Raw genomic sequence first — 15722 nt, forward strand, 5'->3', positions numbered from 1 at the left:
ATCCTGCTGATTCCACCCACGGAGGACGCAGAATGAACATCACAACTTGTGGCGGCGACGAGACCACGGCCTACCGCGAGCAATTCGATTGCACCTGGAGAGATGTGCAAGGCAAGTTGCGCCGACGCGCGCGTCTGCTATGCAAGGGCGATCCCTCGCGCGCCGACGATCTGCTCTCCGACACCGCGCTGAAAGTCCATCTCTACATGCAGCGCTCCCCGGATCGCGTGAAGAACCTCGCGGGCTTTTTCTTTCTCGCGCTCAACCATGCCTTTCTCGATCATGCGCGCCGACGCGGCCGCGAGGATCGCGTGATCGAGCACGGCGCCGAATGGGAAGACGAGCAGTGCATTGCCGTCGCCGATCGCGCGCTGCCCATCGATCAGCAACTCGCGCTCAAGCAGCAACTCGCGCGCATGGAGGCGGCCGTCGCCGAACTCGCGCCCGCGCAACGCACGCTGTTCGCCCTGAAATTCGAGGATGAACTGCCGTATCCGCAAATCGCCGACACGCTCGGCATCAGCGAGGCGCTCGCACGCAAGCGCGTCGAACTGCTGCGCAAAAAGCTGCGCCAGAAGCTCGACTAGGCGCGACGCGCATGCGCGTCGCCGGCCGGCTTCGCAGCCTTCACAAGCACGCCGGCGATGCGTCCGTATTCAGGCAAACCACGCAGCGCGATGCCAGTCGCCTCGCGCTTTCCGCCACCCCCATGCCGTACTTAAGGAGTCGTCATGGCAGACAACACCGCCGTCAACGGCCAGATCACCGACGCCGTCACCCAAACCAACGTCAAGGTCGTGGCCGAAGCCCCGGCCCAGGCGCTCGCTTCGCTCTATCAGTTCGCCAGTCATTCGGCGGGCCTGTCGTTGCAGAACGCCGTGCACAGCCAGCAGGCGCTGAACCAGATTTCCAGCGCCGTGATTTCCAAGGCCGTGACGATGATTCTCGCCGTCGGCGACAAGAGCTGACGCGCGTGCGGAGACCTGAACCATGAGCCTCAAGGACCTCTTTGGCGGCAAGTCCGCCGCGAGCGCCGCCAGCGCCGCGCCGCCCACACCGCCGCCCGCTGCGGCGTCGCCCTCATCGTCGGCCTCATCACCTGAGGCTGGCGCGACGTCAGGCGCGGACAACGCCGGCGCGACCGCCGCGAGTCAAAGCGCCACCGGCACGGCAAACGGCGGCGCGGCGACCGCCGGCCCGTCCACGGCACCGGCCACCCCGGCGAGCCCGCCCGCGAGTCCGCTTGCGGGCTTCACCGCGCAGATGCAAGGCGGCGCGGCCGCTGCGCCCGCCACCGACGCGCTCAACAGTCAGATCGTGCAGGCGGTCCAGTTGACCAACGCCGAGACGACCGCCTACGCGAGCAGCCAGATCGCCGCCGGTCCGAACATGATGATCAGCCAGGCGAGCGGACTCGTCGCGCAGTCGGCCGCGAACTACTTCGACGGTGCGAGCAAGCTCGCGCTCGCCAGCAAGAGCGTGCTGCTCAAGAACATGACCGAGAAGCTGCTCCAGGAAGACATCAAGGGCGCGGCCGAGGATGCGCTCGGCGTGCTGATCACCGATCTGCTGGTCGGCACGGCGGCGGCCGTCGCGGCGGCCGCAGGCGCCATCGAAGGCGAATCCGCGCATTTCGCGCTCGAAAAGATCGACCAGAGCATCAACAAGTATCAGTCGCTGCTGGACCGCAAGGGCGGCTAGCCGACCCATTCCATCAACAGGAGAACGACATGCTCGACCTACATTCGCTCGTGCTCGGCGGCGGCGGCGCCAAAGGCGTGGTCTACCCCAAGGCGCTCCAGAAACTGCATCGCGACCGCCAGATCGATCTGCGCGCCGTGCCCCACGTGGCGGGCGCGAGCGCGGGCGCGCTGACCGGCTTCATCCTCGCGCTCGGCGGCACGCCCGAAGCGATCGCACGTCTTTCGCCGACCATCAGCGAAGCGCTGCCCTTCGCGACCAAATCGTTCGCGAATCGCAGCGAAAAGCGCATCGCCCTGAGCCGCGCGTCGACCGTTGTCGACTACGCGGCCGACAAGCTCGACGGCTCGGCGATTCCCTCGGTGCTGATGATCTGGGCCGAAACCGCGCTGCTGCAACTGATGCGCCGCATCGTCGAGCAAATCGACCTCGACGACGAAGGCGACAGCTACCTCGCGCTCGACGGCGAACGCTATTACCTGAACGAGCTGCATGGGCGCGGCATGGGCTGCTTCTGGGACTACGACGTCGACCCGGGCGGCCCGCACATCGCCGCGCTGCGCGCCGCGCTCGCCACCGGCCTGCGCGATCTGCGGCGCTTCGGCTGCTATCTCGTCGGCACGCATCACCGCATCGTCACCCTGCTGCGCGACGCGGGCATCGACGCCGGCTGGAAGCATCTGAGCGTCACGCTCACACGGCTCTATCCGGCGCAGGTCGACAGCGAGGCGCTCGCCGAGACCTTCGGCTCGCTGAACTATGTGTCGACGCTGTTGCCGCCGGGAACGTGGTCGACCGATCGCAATCCCGTCCATAAGGCGTTCGTGCGTCACGAAGGCGTCTGCCTGCTCGCGGCCGCGCAGGCGAGCGGCGCCTTTCCGCTGCTGTTCGCGCCGACACCGCTCGGGCCGTCGCCGTCGCTGCGCGACTTCCTCTACACGGATGGCGGCTGCATGAGCAACATGCCGATCGAAGCGCCCATCTTCGCGGACAGCATCATCGGCAGACCGCCCGCCGAGCGCGACATCCTCGCGATCGGTCTGAACGACGGCGACGAAGCGAGCAGCCTGCCCTCCGGCTGGCAGATGTGGGCCGTCCAGCGCCTGATGCTGCCGTCGGCGCACAAGACCATCGTCGTGCCCGCCGACAACTCGTTCTACGCGAACGCGCGGCGCGACATTTGCAGCATGCCGCCCGCCGCGCAAACCGAGCACGGCGCGTTGTTCCGCTTCAGCATGAAACCCGAAGGCGACTACCGCATCTTCTACGCGAGCAAATTGCCGGACGCACCGATTTCGCTGACGGCGGAAATTCCGACCGGCGCGCAAAGCCGCAGCGTGCAGGACGCCATCGACGCGTATGCGGACACCATCGCGCGCAATCTCGCGCAGCTCGTGCAGCAGGCCGGACAACCACGCGGCGGGCTGGTCTGGGGCGGACTGTAAGCAGCCGCGTGCGTTAGCGCCATCGCATCGATCGTGCTCGCGCGGTTTGGGTGGGCACGATCGATGCCTCGTCGCTCCATCGATTATATTTTGGCATCCGAATTATTTTGATTCGATGCCTGCGTGGGTCGCTTGAAAATCGCGCTCCAAAACCGCGCTTCATGGCGGCTTCACGCGCGAGCTTCTTCCGCAACCCGTTAGCCGTTTTCACGGATCGACCGACATGTCTCCGCCCGCACCGGCATCGCGTCAAGAAGGGCCCCGCGCGGGCGGACTGCCTTCGCTGAGCCGCAGTCCGATTCATCTGCTGTCCGCGCTCGTCACGGTATCCGTCGACAAGCTGTGGGACAGCATGTTGCTCGACATGGCCAAAACGCTGCCGTTCGAGCAGAAAGCGCATTTCCTGCTGATCGTGGCGCTGTTGCTGTTCGTCGTCACCACGCTCAGCACGACGCTCACGCAGTCGAGAGTCGACTCGGACTCGCCCGGCGTCGCGCTCGCCAAAGGTCTCGCGATGGGCGTGCTCGCCAGCCTGCCCTACACCTTCAGCGCGACGGAAATGGATTTGCTGTTCATCGGCTGGTCGGGCATCAACGAGTTGCAGCAGCAGCATCGGAAGACTCGGCAGGACCCGAAGCCGGATCACCGCTTTTCCCCCACCCAACAGGAGAACGTCCCGTGGACTCCCTGATTTGCTTGTCGCGACGCCTCGCCGCCGCCCGATTCTCACGCCTCACACGCTTCACACGCTTCACGCTCGCCACATTCGCCACACTCGGCCTGCTGGCCGCCGGCAGCGCGCGAGCCGCGGACGCGCCGCCGTTGCCCGCCCTCGCTGCCGATGCAAGTCAGGTCACGGTCTCGGGCTTGTCGTCCGGCGCGTTCATGGCGGCGCAATTCAGCGTCGCCTATTCCCAGAGCGTGGCGGGCGCCGGCATTGTCGCGGGCGGCCCGTTCTACTGCGCGGGGCTCAATCCGAACGGCGGCCGCGACCGCTTTCTGATCACCGCAAGCACGCTCTGCATGACGCCGCCGGGCGCCGCGCCGTCCGGCGCCGCGGCATTCAAGGCCGCCCAGCGCTTCGCCGCCGACGGCCTGATCGACGACGTCGCGAACCTCAAGCGCCAGCGCCTGTATATCTTCACGGGCGCCTCGGACAAGATCGTCCTGCCGAAGGTCGTCGCGCAGACGCGCGCCTTCTACCGTAGCGCTGACGTCCCCGATGCGCAGATCGCCTATGTCGACACCATCAACGCCGGGCACGCGCTCATCACCGCGAACCGCAACGATCTGCCCTGCGCGGCCAACGCGCCGCCCAACCTCAACAACTGCAACTTCGTGCAGTCGCACGACATCCTGCGCCAGCTATATGGCGAACTCGCGCGACCGGCCACCAAGCTGAACGGCGAGCTGCTCGACTTCGATCAGACCGAGTTTTTCCAGGGCGGGCGCACGGGACTCGCCGATGTGGGCCACGTCTACATCCCCGCCGACTGCCTCACGCAGACATGCCGCGTGCACGTGGTCTTTCACGGCTGCACGCAGGAGGACAGCCGTCTCGGCGATCGCTTCTTCACGACGACCGGCTACAACCAGATCGCAGACAGCAATCGCATCATCGTGCTCTATCCGCAGATCCGCACCGACAACCGGCGCAATCCGAAGGGCTGCTGGGACTTCTGGGGTTACACCAGCGACGATCCCGCGCACCCGGACTTCTTTATCAAATCGGCTCCGCAGATGTCCGCCATCGAGGCGATGGTGCAACGCCTTCTCAGCGCACGCAACGCAAAGGATGAACGATGAACCCTTCGACTTCACATCGCAGGCGCGCCGACGCCACCGGCGCGTGCGCCACGAACGGGGCTGCGGCTCCCGCGTCCGGGCCGCTCGCGGCCACGCTGTTCGGGCCGATCGCAGGCACCCTTGCCGAGCCGTTTCTGCAGGCGTTTCTGCGCTGGGCGCCCGCACCGACATTCGCGGCCCCGCCGCCGTCGGCCGCGCAATGGAAGCCATGGCTCAAGGCCGTGCTCGACTGGCGCGAGGCCGTCGGCGAGCGCATCGAGGACAACGCGTGGGAAGGGCCGCGCGCCTGGCATCAGCGCTACGACACGGCCGGGCTCGTCGAATTCGGACGGCAGGTCGCGCACACCACCCATCAACTCGGCAAGCAATGGCTCGACGCACAACTGCTCGCGGCGGCGCAGTGGCGCGAGCAAGGCTTCGCGCTGTTGCCGCAATGGCTCGATGCACGCGGCCAGGCCGACGCCGCGCTGATCGCCGGCGAAGCCCAGCAGGCGGCGCGCCGGCAATGGGACACGCAAAACGAAGCGCTGATGCAATGGTTCAGCGACGCGGGCCCCGCCTATCAAGCCTGTCTTCAGCAATGGCTCGACGACGATCCCGACGAGCGTCGCGCTCGTGCAGACGCCGACGCCAACGTCGACGCTCCCGCGCCCGATCCCGCTTGATCCAGCCTGATCCCGCCATCGACACATTCAGCGAGGAACCCTCATGAAAGCCAATTCCGCCGGTCTCGCACTCATCAAGCATTACGAAGGATTGCGCCTGATCGCGTACGCCGACGTGGTAGGCGTGCTGACGATCGGATACGGACACACGGGCGCCGATGTCACGCCGGGGCTCGTCATCACGCAGGCGCACGCCAACCAGTTGCTCGGCGACGACCTCGCGCGCTTCGAGAGCGGCGTCGGCAATCTCGTAGACGTGCCGCTCAACGTGAACCAGTTTTCGGCGCTCGTGAGCTTCAGCTACAACCTCGGGCTCGGCAATCTTCGCCAGTCGACGCTGCTGCGCTGCCTGAACCGCGGCGACTTCACGGCCGCCGCCAACCAGTTCCCACGCTGGGACCGCGCCGGCGGCCGGGAACTGACGGGCCTGCTCAAGCGACGTCAGGCCGAACAGGCGCTGTTTCTGACGCCACCCGCAAGCTGAGCGTTCACAACCGGCGCGCACGCAGCGTCCTGACCACGACAGGCGTGCGCGTTTCGCGTCTGTCCCGTCACGTTCACTCCCGGAGAATTCATCATGCAGAACGACCTGAACCAGATCCACGACGTCGCCACGAAACTGCTCGGCAGCCATCTGGCCCAATGGGGCGAAGCGATCCTCAACGCTTCGGCCGGTCACGACGACAACAAATACCTCGGCGTGCTGCACGCGCTGCTGTCGGTGCGCAACGCGCTCGAGCCGTTCGTCGGCGGCCACGCGCAGGACGCGAGTCATGGCTGATGCCGCGCTCAACCCCGCGCTGCGCCAGATCGCCGAGCAGTATCTGAACCGCTCGCTCGAAGCCCAGGAAGAAGCCACCTTGCTGCGGCTCCAGCAAGGCTTCCAGGGCCAGGCAGCGACGCCGTCCGCGACGCAGTCGCTCGACGCCGTCGAGCAGGCGCGTCGTCAGGTGCAGGCCGCCATCGGTCAGGGACAGGCGCAGGCGGCGTCCGGCATGCGCACCCTCCTCGAGACGATCCAGACCAGCTCCGCTCAGGCGCTCGAAGTCCAGGACAGAGAGGAACAGGCGATTCTCGCGCTGCTCGAGCACTGCAAGACGCTCTCCGATCTGCGGCCCGCGGCGCTCAATCCCGAACTCGCGCAATTGCAGCCCGGCAACCAGCTTGCGCTCACGCAGATCGCCGCGCATCTGGCCGGCCTCGCGAAACAGGAAGTCGAGCAGTGCTTCAACCAGCAATTCGGGCCGCTCGTCACGCAGTTGCAGGACCTGATCCAGCGAATCAACGCGCAGGAAGCGGCGAAGGCCGCGCCCGGCAACAACGGCGGTCTCGACAACGGCGGCGCGAACGCTCCCGCCGTGCCGAACCACGCGGGCAATCCCGCTGCAGGCAGCACGACGAACGCTGGCGCAGCGACGCAAAACACCCAGACCGAGCAGGCAAGCGGTGTTCACGAGCCGTCCGGCGGCTCGTCCATGCAGTAGCACGGCGCGACGCGCAACGCTGCCGCCCGTCGGCGCCGTGCATCCACACTTCAACCTCAAGGAGCAACACCATGTCTTTCCCGACCTCTGTCAACGACCAGATCACGGACGCCGTCACGCAATCGAACGTCAAGGTGCTCGGCGAATCGCCGGCGATGGCCATCGGCTCGCTGTACCAGACGATGGCGCACTCGACGGGCATCCTGTTCGAGAACTCGGTCTCGGCGCAGCAGCAACAGAACACGCTCACGCAGGCCGCCTCGAACATGGGCGTCATGCAGATCTACAGCATGGATACGATGGCCGGCGCCGCGGGCACGGAGAAAGTCGCCCAGGGCGGCGTCGCCGACAACCTGACGAGCCTGCTCACCGTGTTGCAATCGTTCCGCCGCTGATCGACTGCCTCGACACCGGAGCTGAACCATGGCCTACACCACCGCCGTCAACTCGCAGATCACCGACGCCGTCACGCAGGCGAACGTCAACGTGCTCGCGCAGGCACCCGCGCTCGCGCTCGGCTCGCTGTTCCAGAGCCTCGCGCACTCGACCGGCATTCTGTACGAGAACACGGTCTCGGCGCAGCAGCAGCAAAACACGCTCGCGCAAGCCGGCGCGAACATGGGCGTCATGCAGATCTACAGCGTCGACACGATGGCCGACGCCGCCAGCACCGAAAAGGTGAGCCAGGGCGGCGTTTCCGACAACCTGACCAGCCTGCTCGCCACGATGCAGGCCTTCCAGAACCGCTGATCGCGCGCTGAGCGCGTGCAGAGCGCGCGCGGCCGCTGTCTCAAAGGAGAACTCAAATGACCTTTCCGACTTCCGTGAATAACCAGATCACCGACGCCGTTACGCAATCGAACGTGAAGGTGCTCGGCGAAGCGCCCGCCATGGCGATGGGCTCGATTTACCAGACCATGGCGCACTCGACCGGCATTCTGTTCGAGAACGCGGTGTCGGCGCAGCAGCAACAGAACACGCTCGCGCAGGCCGCTGCGAATCAAGGCGTGATGCAGATCTACAGCATGAACACGATGGCCGGCGCGGCCGCCACCGAAAAGGTCTCGCAGGCCGGCATCGCCGACAACCTGACGAGCCTGCTCACCGTGCTGCAAAGCTTCCAGAATCGCTGACTTCCCTCGTTCCGCGGCCGGCAACGCCCGACGCCTGCTGCGGAACGCGTCCTTTGCCCTGCGTACGTGGCGCGTAGCAGGGCTTTTTTACCGCCTTTGGAGACGGATCATGACGATTCATCGAGTTTATGTGCGCGGCCATGGCGGCCTCGACAAGGGCCCGCTTCCGCCAGCCGCCGACGCGCCGATCGACATCGTGACCGTCGGCGAGTTCGGCTGCACGATGTCCGGCCAGGTCGCTGACGCCTATATCTACGGCCACGTCACCCGCGCGGGCATCGCCAACGATATCGAATCGGCGCGGATCATCTACTGGACATTCGAACAGAGCGACGCCTACGACGGAAGCGGCGATCTCGACCTGCCGAAGCCACCGCTGAATGTCACGCCCGAAGAAAGCGCGACGCACAACCTCGTGTTGCAGGGCGACGGCGGCCTCGGCGAATGCGGCGTCTGCTACTGGAGCGCCGCGAGTTCGGAACTGCGCTGGCTCGTTGAACTCGGCGACGGCGACGAAATCACGCTGGCGCAGATTCTCGACTTGCTGCGCAATCTGCCGCTCGCCCCCGACGACGCGATCGAGCTTTACTGGACGGCCTGCATGAGCGCGAAATACTGGCGCGGCTCGCGCAAGCGCGTGTCTTTCAAACCCCAGTAGTATTCGCGTCGCGTCGCGACGCCGTATATTCCGCGCTGTCGCTCCTGAATACGCTCACCTTGGTCTTGCATGGCGGCGAAACGGACGGCGGTCGGTGAGCGTACACCGACCGGATGGATCACCCGCGACGCAGATTCACCGGTCCGTCCGGCATCGCGGCTTCATCGCGGCTTTCACGAATCGCGACACGCGCACTAGAACTTGAACCGCAACTGAAACCCGACCGTAAACGGCAGGTCGTCGGAAGGAATCGGCGGAATGACGATGAAGTTCACACCCACGCGCTTGTACGCGACCATCACGATCGGCGCGACGACCGGACCGACTGTGTGGTTACGCCCGAGCCCCCAGTTGCCGTAGTTGTAGCCGGAGATGATGCCGCCCATCGCCGCGAGCCGCACGAAGCCCCAATGCAGGAATTCGGGCGCCCAGACCGCGCCGCCGTACCACGACGGCCGACGCAGCGAGTTGCGGAAACCGCCCGCTGTGAGCGCCCAGGTATCGCTCGGCCAGCATTCGATGCCGAGACCCGGATTGAACTGCTCGAAGTCTTTGTCGGGATGGATGTGATACGAGCCGACCATGGCGTCGACCCAGAGCCCCGCGCCGCACCAGTCGGCCGCGCGCGCGCTGCTTGCCGCGCCGAATGTGCCAAGTGTGCCGAACACGGCGCCGAATGCGAACAGCAGCCATGCCGCGACCTGCCGTCGAAGCGGCCTGGTGCGCTTGCGCGTATCGGTTGCTGTGATGCCGCTCGTCCCTGTGATGCCATTGCGCGCTTGCCCAAACCGCATGGATTCTCCGTCCTCGCTCGCGGCGGATCGCATGGTCCGCGCGCTCGCTGTCTTGTTCTTCGATGGCGACGGCAAACTGTACCGCAAGGCGCTGCGCACGCCTATCGGCTCTGTCGAGCACACGCTCGGATCGCGTCTTGCGGCCGACCTGCCGTATCGCCTGTTCGCCGACGACACGCGGCGGCGCGAGCCATCATGCCAGCCCGATGAGTCGCGCCGATGAACGTGCCGATGAACGCGAAGAACAGCGGATAACGCGCGGCTCAGAGCCCGAGTTCGCTCAGGCCCGGATGATCGTCGGGACGGCGGCCGAGCGGCCAGTGATAGAGACGGTCGGCCTCGCGGATCGGCAGATCGTTGATGCACGCGAAGCGGCGCGCCATCAGGCCGTGCTCGTCGAACTCCCAGTTCTCGTTGCCGTACGAGCGGAACCAGTTGCCCGAATCGTCGTGCCATTCGTAGGCAAAACGCACCGCGATGCGATTCTCGGTGTACGCCCACAGTTCCTTGATGAGCCGATAGTCGAGCTCGCGCGCCCACTTGCGCGCGAGAAAACCGACGATGGCCTCGCGCCCCGTGACGAATTCCGCGCGATTGCGCCACACGCTTTGCGGCGTATAGGCCAGCGAAACGCGCTGCGGATCGCGCGAATTCCAGCCGTCTTCCGCGCCGCGCACCTTCTGGATGGCGGTTTCGCGCGTGAACGGCGGCAGCGGCGGACGGACTTCGGCGGTGCTCTGGACGGGATCACTCATGTTCGGACTCCTGGGAACGGGCGGCGCGCCGGGTTGGCGTCCGCGAAAACTTGTGGGATGAGCCGGTGGAAAGCGGCGTCGGCTTACGGCGCGAGCGCGTCGAGCATCACCTGGGCGGCGGCGCGGGCGTCGAGCGCCGCGTCGGCTTCGCCGCTGACGAGCGCCACGCCGATCGCGCCGTCGATCAGGATCAGCCATTGACGCGCGAGCCGCGCCGCCACGCGACGGTCCGCGCCCGCGGCGGCGGCCCATTCATCGCTCTGTTCGCGCACGAAAGCGAGCAGGCGCGCTTTGTGCTCGCGCGAGACGCGCCGGATCGGATCGTCCGGCGAAGCGATCTCACCCGCAGCGTTCAGAAACGCGCAGCCGTGAAAATCTTCCGACGCGAACCATTCGCGCAGTACGTCGAACATGGCCAGCAGCCGCGTACGCGGCGTGCGTCCGCGCTTGAGCGTGCCGTCGATGAACCAGCGCATCCAGCGCTCGTCGCGGCGTTCGAGCGCGGCGGCCACGAGCGCGTCCTTCGAATCGAAATAGGTGTAGAAACTCTTGCGCGCAGCGCCCGCCGCACGCACGATCGCATCGACGCCCGTGGCGTGGATGCCGCCCGCGTAGATCAACGCCTCGGCGGCTTCGAGCAGGCGCTCGCGGACGTCGGTGCTGGGGGCGTGATCGGTGGTGGTGTTCATGGCGTGGCTGCTTCTGGCTAACGGCGGGAATATCCGCGATTTCCGGAGAACGACCGTTCTCCATGACGCGTAGAGTAGAACGATCATTCTCCCTCGTCAAGCAGGTTTTCACACGCGGCCGCGCAATATGGAAAAATGGTGGACCGACGGAAGCTTCTCGCGCCGCCAAACGTAGTGAAAGAACGCGTATTGAAGTAACGCGCATTGCACGCGCACTGTCACGCGAATCGCCAGTCACTGGAGACATCATGAATCGACGTTCGATTGTTGCGTTCGCCGCCGCGTCGGCCGCCACATGCGCGCTGCTCGCCTGCACGCCGCTGCGCGTGGTGACGCACAGCGTGAGCGCGAGCGAAACCGCCGTGCCGGCGGGCGCCTACACGCTCGACGCGCATCACTGGAGCGTCGTGTTCGACGTCGATCATCTGCACTACACGCGTTTCGTGATGCGCTTCGACCGCGCGAGCGCGACGCTCGACTGGCGCGCGAACGGGCTCGACGATGCTGCGGTGCATGTCTCGATCGACGCCGCGAGTCTCGACACCAACGTGCCGGTGCTCGACCGCATGGTCACCGGCTCGCAGATGCTCGACGCGGCGCAACATCCGCAGATCCGCTTCGCGAGCACGCGCTTCGTGCGCGGCGCCGACGTGAACGGCAAGCCTGCGGGCAAACTCACGGGGAATCTGACGATACGCGGCGTGACGCAACCGGTCACGCTCGACGTGGTGTTCAACGGCTACGCACCGAATCCGCTCACGAAGCAGCCGACGATCGGCTTCTCCGCACACGGCGCGTTCAGCCGCGCGAAGTTCGGTTTGTCGACGTGGTATCCGGCAGTGGGCGACGACGTCGACGTGCGTATCGAGGCGGAATTCGAACAGCAGGCGCAAGCCGCGCACCCCGCCGAACCCGCCTCGCAATAATCGCAGTGGCTCAGGCCGCGGCCTGCGACCAGTCGAGAATCACTTTGCCGCTTTCGCCCGAGAGCATGGCGGCGAAGCCTTTCTCGTAGTCGTCCACGCTGAAGCGGTGCGTGATGATCGGCGACAGATCCAGACCGCTCTGCAGCATCGCGACCATCTTGTACCAGGTCTCGAACATCTCGCGGCCATAAATACCCTTGATTTCAAGGCCTTTGAAGATGACCTGATTCCAGTCGATCGCGGTCTGCGCGGGCGGAATGCCAAGCAGCGCGACCTTGCCGCCGTGGTTCATCGCTTCGAGCAGCGCCGTGAAGGCGCTCGGTACGCCCGACATTTCGAGGCCCACGTCGAAGCCCTCGGTCATGTGCAGGTCGGCCATCACGTCGCGCAGCGATTCGCGCGACACGTTCACCGCGCGCGTCGCGCCCATCTTGCGCGCGAGTTCGAGCCGGTAGTCGTTGACGTCGGTGATCACGACATTGCGCGCGCCCACGTGCTTCGCAATCGCCACGGCCATGATGCCGATCGGCCCCGCGCCCGTGATCAGCACATCCTCGCCGACCAGATTGAACGACAACGCCGTGTGCGTGGCATTGCCGAACGGATCGAAGATCGCGGCGAGATCGTCGGAAATTTCAGGCGGAATCTTGAACGCGTTGAAGGCCGGAATCACCAGATATTCGGCGAACGCGCCCTCGCGGTTCACGCCCACGCCCGTGGTGTTGCGGCACAGATGGCGACGCCCCGCGCGACAGTTGCGACAGAATCCGCAGGTGATGTGGCCTTCGCCCGAGACGCGGTCGCCAATCGCAAAGCCACGTACTTCCTGGCCCATTTCGACAATTTCGCCGACGTATTCGTGACCCACGTGCATCGGCACCGGAATGGTTTTCTGCGCCCAGTCGTCCCACTTCCAGATATGAATGTCAGTGCCGCAGATCGCCGTCTTGCGAATCTTGATCATCACGTCGTTGTGGCCGACTTCGGGTTTTTTCACACGTGTGAGCGTGAGGCCGGGCGCGCGTTCGAGTTTGGCAAGCGCTTTCATGATGGTTCGTTTTCCTTCTGAATCACGCCAAGCTGCTTGCCTACGCGTGCAAATGCGCCGACGGCGCGCTGAATCTGTTCGGGCGTATGCGCCGCGCTCATCTGCGTGCGAATGCGCGCGCGTCCCTTCGGCACCACCGGATACGAAAAGCCGATCACGTAGACGCCTTCTTGCAATAGCGCGTCGGCCATCTTCGACGCGACCTGCGCATCGCCGAGCATCACGGGAATGATCGGATGTTCGCCCGGCACGAGCGTGAAGCCGAGTGCACTCATTTCACGGCGGAAATGCGCGCCGTTTTCCTGCACGCGGCGGCGCAGTTGCGCGCCCTCGTCGCTCGCGATCAGATCGAGCACGGCGAGCGAAGCCGCAGCGATGCTCGGCGTGAGCGTGTTCGAAAACAGATACGGACGCGAGCGCTGGCGCAGCAGATCGATCACGGGTTGCTTCGCCGCCACATAGCCGCCCGATGCGCCGCCGAGCGCCTTGCCCAGCGTGCCGGTGATGATGTCCACGCGTTGCGCGACACCACAATGTTCGGGCGTGCCGCGGCCGTGTTCGCCGATGAAGCCCACGGCGTGCGAGTCGTCGACCATCACGAGCGCCTGGTAGCGATCGGCGAGATCGCAGATGCCCTTGAGGTTCGCGATGATGCCGTCCATCGAGAACACGCCGTCGGTCGCGATCAGCTTGTAGCGCGCGCCCGCTTCGTCCGCCTCGCGCAGCTTCGCTTCGAGATCGGCGAGATCGTTGTTCTTGTAGCGATAGCGGCGCGCCTTCGACAGCCGCACGCCGTCGATGATGCTCGCGTGATTGAGTTCGTCGCTGATGATCGCGTCTTCATCGCCGAGCAGCGTTTCGAACAGGCCGCCGTTGGCGTCGAAACAGCTCGAATAGAGAATGCAGTCGTCGGTTTGCAGGAATGCGGCGAGCGCGCTTTCGAGCTGCTTGTGCACCGTTTGCGTGCCGCAGATGAAGCGCACCGACGCCATGCCGAAACCGTCGCGATCGAGTCCGTCCTTCGCGGCCGCGATCAGACGCGGGTCGTTCGCGAGGCCCAGATAATTGTTGGCGCAGAAGTTCAGCACCTCGCTGCCGTCGGCCAGTCCGATCGCCGACGATTGCGGCGTGGCGATCACGCGCTCGCTTTTGTAGAAGCCGTCGGCGCGGATCTGGTCGAGCGTCGCGCGCAGGTGGTCGAGATAGGGTGTGGCCATGGCATCGTGCTCCAGACAGGGGGAGCCGCGGCTGTTATAGTCGCCGTCAGCTCTGAGCGAATATTTTCGTTTTTTCGAACTCAAGTTCGATATACCGAACAACTCTAATCGATGAGGCAGCGTATGGCAAGCAGTGGCGCCGACACCGGCGCGAAAGCCGGCGGCACCGGCACGCGCAAATCCCGCTCCAAAACAGCGACGTCCGCGGTGGATGCGCCGCTTCCCGTGAGCTCGCCGGCCGCGCCGCCGCGCGTCGGCGAGCAGATCCAGCGGCTGCGCGCGGAGCGCAAGATGACACTGGACGAACTCTCGCGCGCGGCGGGCGTGTCGAAATCCATGCTATCGGAAATCGAGCGCGACAAGGCGAACCCGACCATCGCCGTGGCCTGGCGTCTGACTAACGCGCTCGGCGTGAAGCTTGACTCGCTGTTCGCCGCGCCCAAGGCGCCGGATGCGATCAGCGTGGCCGGTCCGCACGACATCCCGACGCTGCTCGGTCACGACGCGGGTTATCAGCTGCGTGTCTGGGGCCCGATCGAGCTGGCGGGACATTTCGAGTGGTACGAGCTGACGCTCAAGCCGGGCGGCTCGCTCGTGTCGAACGCGCACGAGCCTGGCACGCGCGAGCATCTCACTGTGCTGCAGGGCAGTATCGACGTGGAATCGGCGGGCGAGCGCCGACGTCTGAAAGCGGCCGACACGGCGCGCTACATCGCCGATCAGCCCCACGCGATCCACAACGTGGGGAAAGGCGAGGCGCGTGCGCTGCTGGTGGTGATTCACGGCTAGGCCGGCGGGCCGGATCGTTCCGGCCCGATTCCGGCACCTGGCCATACGGACAGGCTGCAAGATCGGCTTCGGTACTGTATATTTATACAGTAAAAGAATGACCGGAGCCGTCATGGACCTTTCGCCCACCCCGAACGACCAGGCACTCGCCGCCTTACGCTTTCAGTCGGCCGCGCGCGACCTGGAGCACATCGTGCGCAACATCGCGCAACGCTACATCGGCCAGCAGGTGCCGCTTACCTGGCGCCTGCTGCACGCGATCGAGGCGGAGGCGCTCGCGGACCTCGGTTTCGCCAGCCGTCACGACGCGATCATGCTCGGGCTGTTCCAGCGTCCCGGCGACCTCGCCTATCCCGAAACCGACGACACTGTCGACTTCGGTCATTCCAATGCACTTCCGGCGGTGTTCGCCTTCGCCGTGTCCGCTTACGAACAGGCCGCGCAAACGGCCGAGCAAACTCAGCGCGAAAACCGTCGCCGCGAAGCGGTCCGGCGCACGCGCGCCTGGGGCGGCTGATCGCGGTTTTCGGATCGCGTCGGCTCCCAATGCCGCCGCACGTTACCGCGCACGCACCGTCTTCGGCACACCTTTTCTCAACTTCGCTACAATCG

The 15722-nt window shown here is 65.6% G+C and carries 23 protein-coding genes; 18 read left to right on the forward strand and 5 right to left on the reverse strand.

From position 1 onward, the window contains the following. Positions 1–32: 32 nt before the first annotated feature. The 14 genes from BMY06_RS00960 to BMY06_RS01025 all read left to right on the forward strand — a co-directional run bounded on the left by BMY06_RS00960 (position 33) and on the right by BMY06_RS01025 (position 8892). Positions 33–587: an RNA polymerase sigma factor gene (locus BMY06_RS00960; RefSeq protein ID WP_065061687.1), complete on the forward strand. Its 555-nt coding sequence runs from the start codon at positions 33–35 to the stop codon at positions 585–587. 144 nt (positions 588–731) lie between these two features. After that, positions 732–968 (forward strand): RebB family R body protein, encoded by a 237-nt coding sequence (locus BMY06_RS00965; RefSeq protein WP_065061686.1) that lies wholly within the window; start codon positions 732–734, stop codon positions 966–968. 22 nt (positions 969–990) lie between these two features. Further along, entirely contained in the window at positions 991–1701 is a 711-nt protein-coding gene (locus tag BMY06_RS40040) for a hypothetical protein (protein WP_065061685.1), read from the forward strand. A gap of 29 nt (positions 1702–1730) precedes the next feature. After that, positions 1731–3146, forward strand: a complete 1416-nt coding sequence (locus BMY06_RS00975; RefSeq protein WP_074981134.1) for a patatin-like phospholipase family protein — start codon at positions 1731–1733, stop codon at positions 3144–3146. Positions 3147–3369: 223 nt separating this feature from the next. Continuing rightward, positions 3370–3837: a hypothetical protein gene (locus BMY06_RS00980; protein ID WP_074981136.1), complete on the forward strand. Its 468-nt coding sequence runs from the start codon at positions 3370–3372 to the stop codon at positions 3835–3837. Next, on the forward strand, positions 3825–4952 hold the full coding sequence (locus tag BMY06_RS00985) for an extracellular catalytic domain type 2 short-chain-length polyhydroxyalkanoate depolymerase (RefSeq protein WP_167371391.1): 1128 nt from the start codon (positions 3825–3827) through the stop codon (positions 4950–4952). The genes BMY06_RS00980 and BMY06_RS00985 overlap by 13 nt, the downstream gene beginning before the upstream one ends. Next, positions 4949–5617: a hypothetical protein gene (locus tag BMY06_RS00990; protein ID WP_065061681.1), complete on the forward strand. Its 669-nt coding sequence runs from the start codon at positions 4949–4951 to the stop codon at positions 5615–5617. Before BMY06_RS00985 ends, BMY06_RS00990 begins: the two co-directional genes overlap by 4 nt. A 43-nt stretch (positions 5618–5660) precedes the next feature. Further along, the gene (locus BMY06_RS00995) at positions 5661–6101 is read left to right on the forward strand and encodes a lysozyme (protein ID WP_074981140.1); all 441 of its coding nucleotides are present in this window, start codon (positions 5661–5663) and stop codon (positions 6099–6101) included. Positions 6102–6194: 93 nt separating this feature from the next. Further along, positions 6195–6398, forward strand: coding sequence for a hypothetical protein (locus BMY06_RS01000; protein WP_065061679.1), 204 nt, complete (start codon positions 6195–6197; stop codon positions 6396–6398). Then, positions 6391–7101: a hypothetical protein gene (locus tag BMY06_RS01005; protein WP_065061678.1), complete on the forward strand. Its 711-nt coding sequence runs from the start codon at positions 6391–6393 to the stop codon at positions 7099–7101. The genes BMY06_RS01000 and BMY06_RS01005 overlap by 8 nt, the downstream gene beginning before the upstream one ends. A 71-nt stretch (positions 7102–7172) precedes the next feature. Further along, entirely contained in the window at positions 7173–7496 is a 324-nt protein-coding gene (locus BMY06_RS01010; RefSeq protein WP_065061677.1) for a RebB family R body protein, read from the forward strand. Positions 7497–7524: 28 nt separating this feature from the next. Continuing rightward, complete coding sequence (locus tag BMY06_RS01015; protein ID WP_065061676.1) at positions 7525–7851, forward strand: RebB family R body protein; 327 nt, start codon at positions 7525–7527, stop codon at positions 7849–7851. Between the two features lie 56 nt (positions 7852–7907). Further along, positions 7908–8234: a RebB family R body protein gene (locus BMY06_RS01020; RefSeq protein ID WP_065061675.1), complete on the forward strand. Its 327-nt coding sequence runs from the start codon at positions 7908–7910 to the stop codon at positions 8232–8234. A gap of 109 nt (positions 8235–8343) precedes the next feature. Then, a complete protein-coding gene (locus tag BMY06_RS01025; protein ID WP_065061674.1) occupies positions 8344–8892 on the forward strand; it encodes a hypothetical protein in 549 nt (182 codons plus the stop codon). Between the two features lie 194 nt (positions 8893–9086). Here the strand turns inward: BMY06_RS01025 and BMY06_RS01030 are convergent, their stop codons facing one another. After that, positions 9087–9686, reverse strand: coding sequence for a hypothetical protein (locus tag BMY06_RS01030; protein ID WP_234775122.1), 600 nt, complete (start codon positions 9684–9686; stop codon positions 9087–9089). A gap of 31 nt (positions 9687–9717) precedes the next feature. Here BMY06_RS01030 and BMY06_RS01035 point away from each other — a divergent pair, with 31 nt between their 5' ends. Beyond that, positions 9718–9909, forward strand: coding sequence for a hypothetical protein (locus BMY06_RS01035; protein WP_143064399.1), 192 nt, complete (start codon positions 9718–9720; stop codon positions 9907–9909). Positions 9910–9949: 40 nt separating this feature from the next. On the opposite strand, the gene BMY06_RS01040 is transcribed toward BMY06_RS01035, so the two are convergent. Then, positions 9950–10441, reverse strand: coding sequence for a nuclear transport factor 2 family protein (locus BMY06_RS01040; protein WP_065061672.1), 492 nt, complete (start codon positions 10439–10441; stop codon positions 9950–9952). Positions 10442–10524: 83 nt separating this feature from the next. Then, positions 10525–11130, reverse strand: coding sequence for a TetR/AcrR family transcriptional regulator (locus tag BMY06_RS01045; RefSeq protein WP_065061671.1), 606 nt, complete (start codon positions 11128–11130; stop codon positions 10525–10527). A 248-nt stretch (positions 11131–11378) separates the two neighbouring features. Between BMY06_RS01045 and BMY06_RS01050 the strand changes: the two genes are divergently transcribed. Beyond that, positions 11379–12056: a YceI family protein gene (locus BMY06_RS01050; protein WP_074981143.1), complete on the forward strand. Its 678-nt coding sequence runs from the start codon at positions 11379–11381 to the stop codon at positions 12054–12056. 10 nt (positions 12057–12066) lie between these two features. Here BMY06_RS01050 and tdh read toward each other — a convergent pair whose 3' ends face one another. Both tdh and BMY06_RS01060 read right to left on the reverse strand, forming a co-directional pair. Then, entirely contained in the window at positions 12067–13104 is a 1038-nt protein-coding gene (gene tdh, locus BMY06_RS01055; protein WP_074981145.1) for an L-threonine 3-dehydrogenase, read from the reverse strand. Then, positions 13101–14321 (reverse strand): glycine C-acetyltransferase, encoded by a 1221-nt coding sequence (locus tag BMY06_RS01060; protein WP_074981146.1) that lies wholly within the window; start codon positions 14319–14321, stop codon positions 13101–13103. Before BMY06_RS01060 ends, tdh begins: the two co-directional genes overlap by 4 nt. 123 nt (positions 14322–14444) lie before the next feature. Between BMY06_RS01060 and BMY06_RS01065 the strand changes: the two genes are divergently transcribed. Both BMY06_RS01065 and BMY06_RS01070 read left to right on the forward strand, forming a co-directional pair. After that, a complete protein-coding gene (locus BMY06_RS01065) occupies positions 14445–15110 on the forward strand; it encodes a helix-turn-helix domain-containing protein (protein WP_074981148.1) in 666 nt (221 codons plus the stop codon). Between the two features lie 112 nt (positions 15111–15222). Then, entirely contained in the window at positions 15223–15627 is a 405-nt protein-coding gene (locus tag BMY06_RS01070) for a DUF2471 family protein (protein WP_080180831.1), read from the forward strand. Positions 15628–15722: the final 95 nt, after the last annotated feature.

This window comes from Paraburkholderia tropica, assembly GCF_900109265.1.
Taxonomy (GTDB): Bacteria; Pseudomonadota; Gammaproteobacteria; order Burkholderiales; family Burkholderiaceae; genus Paraburkholderia; species Paraburkholderia tropica.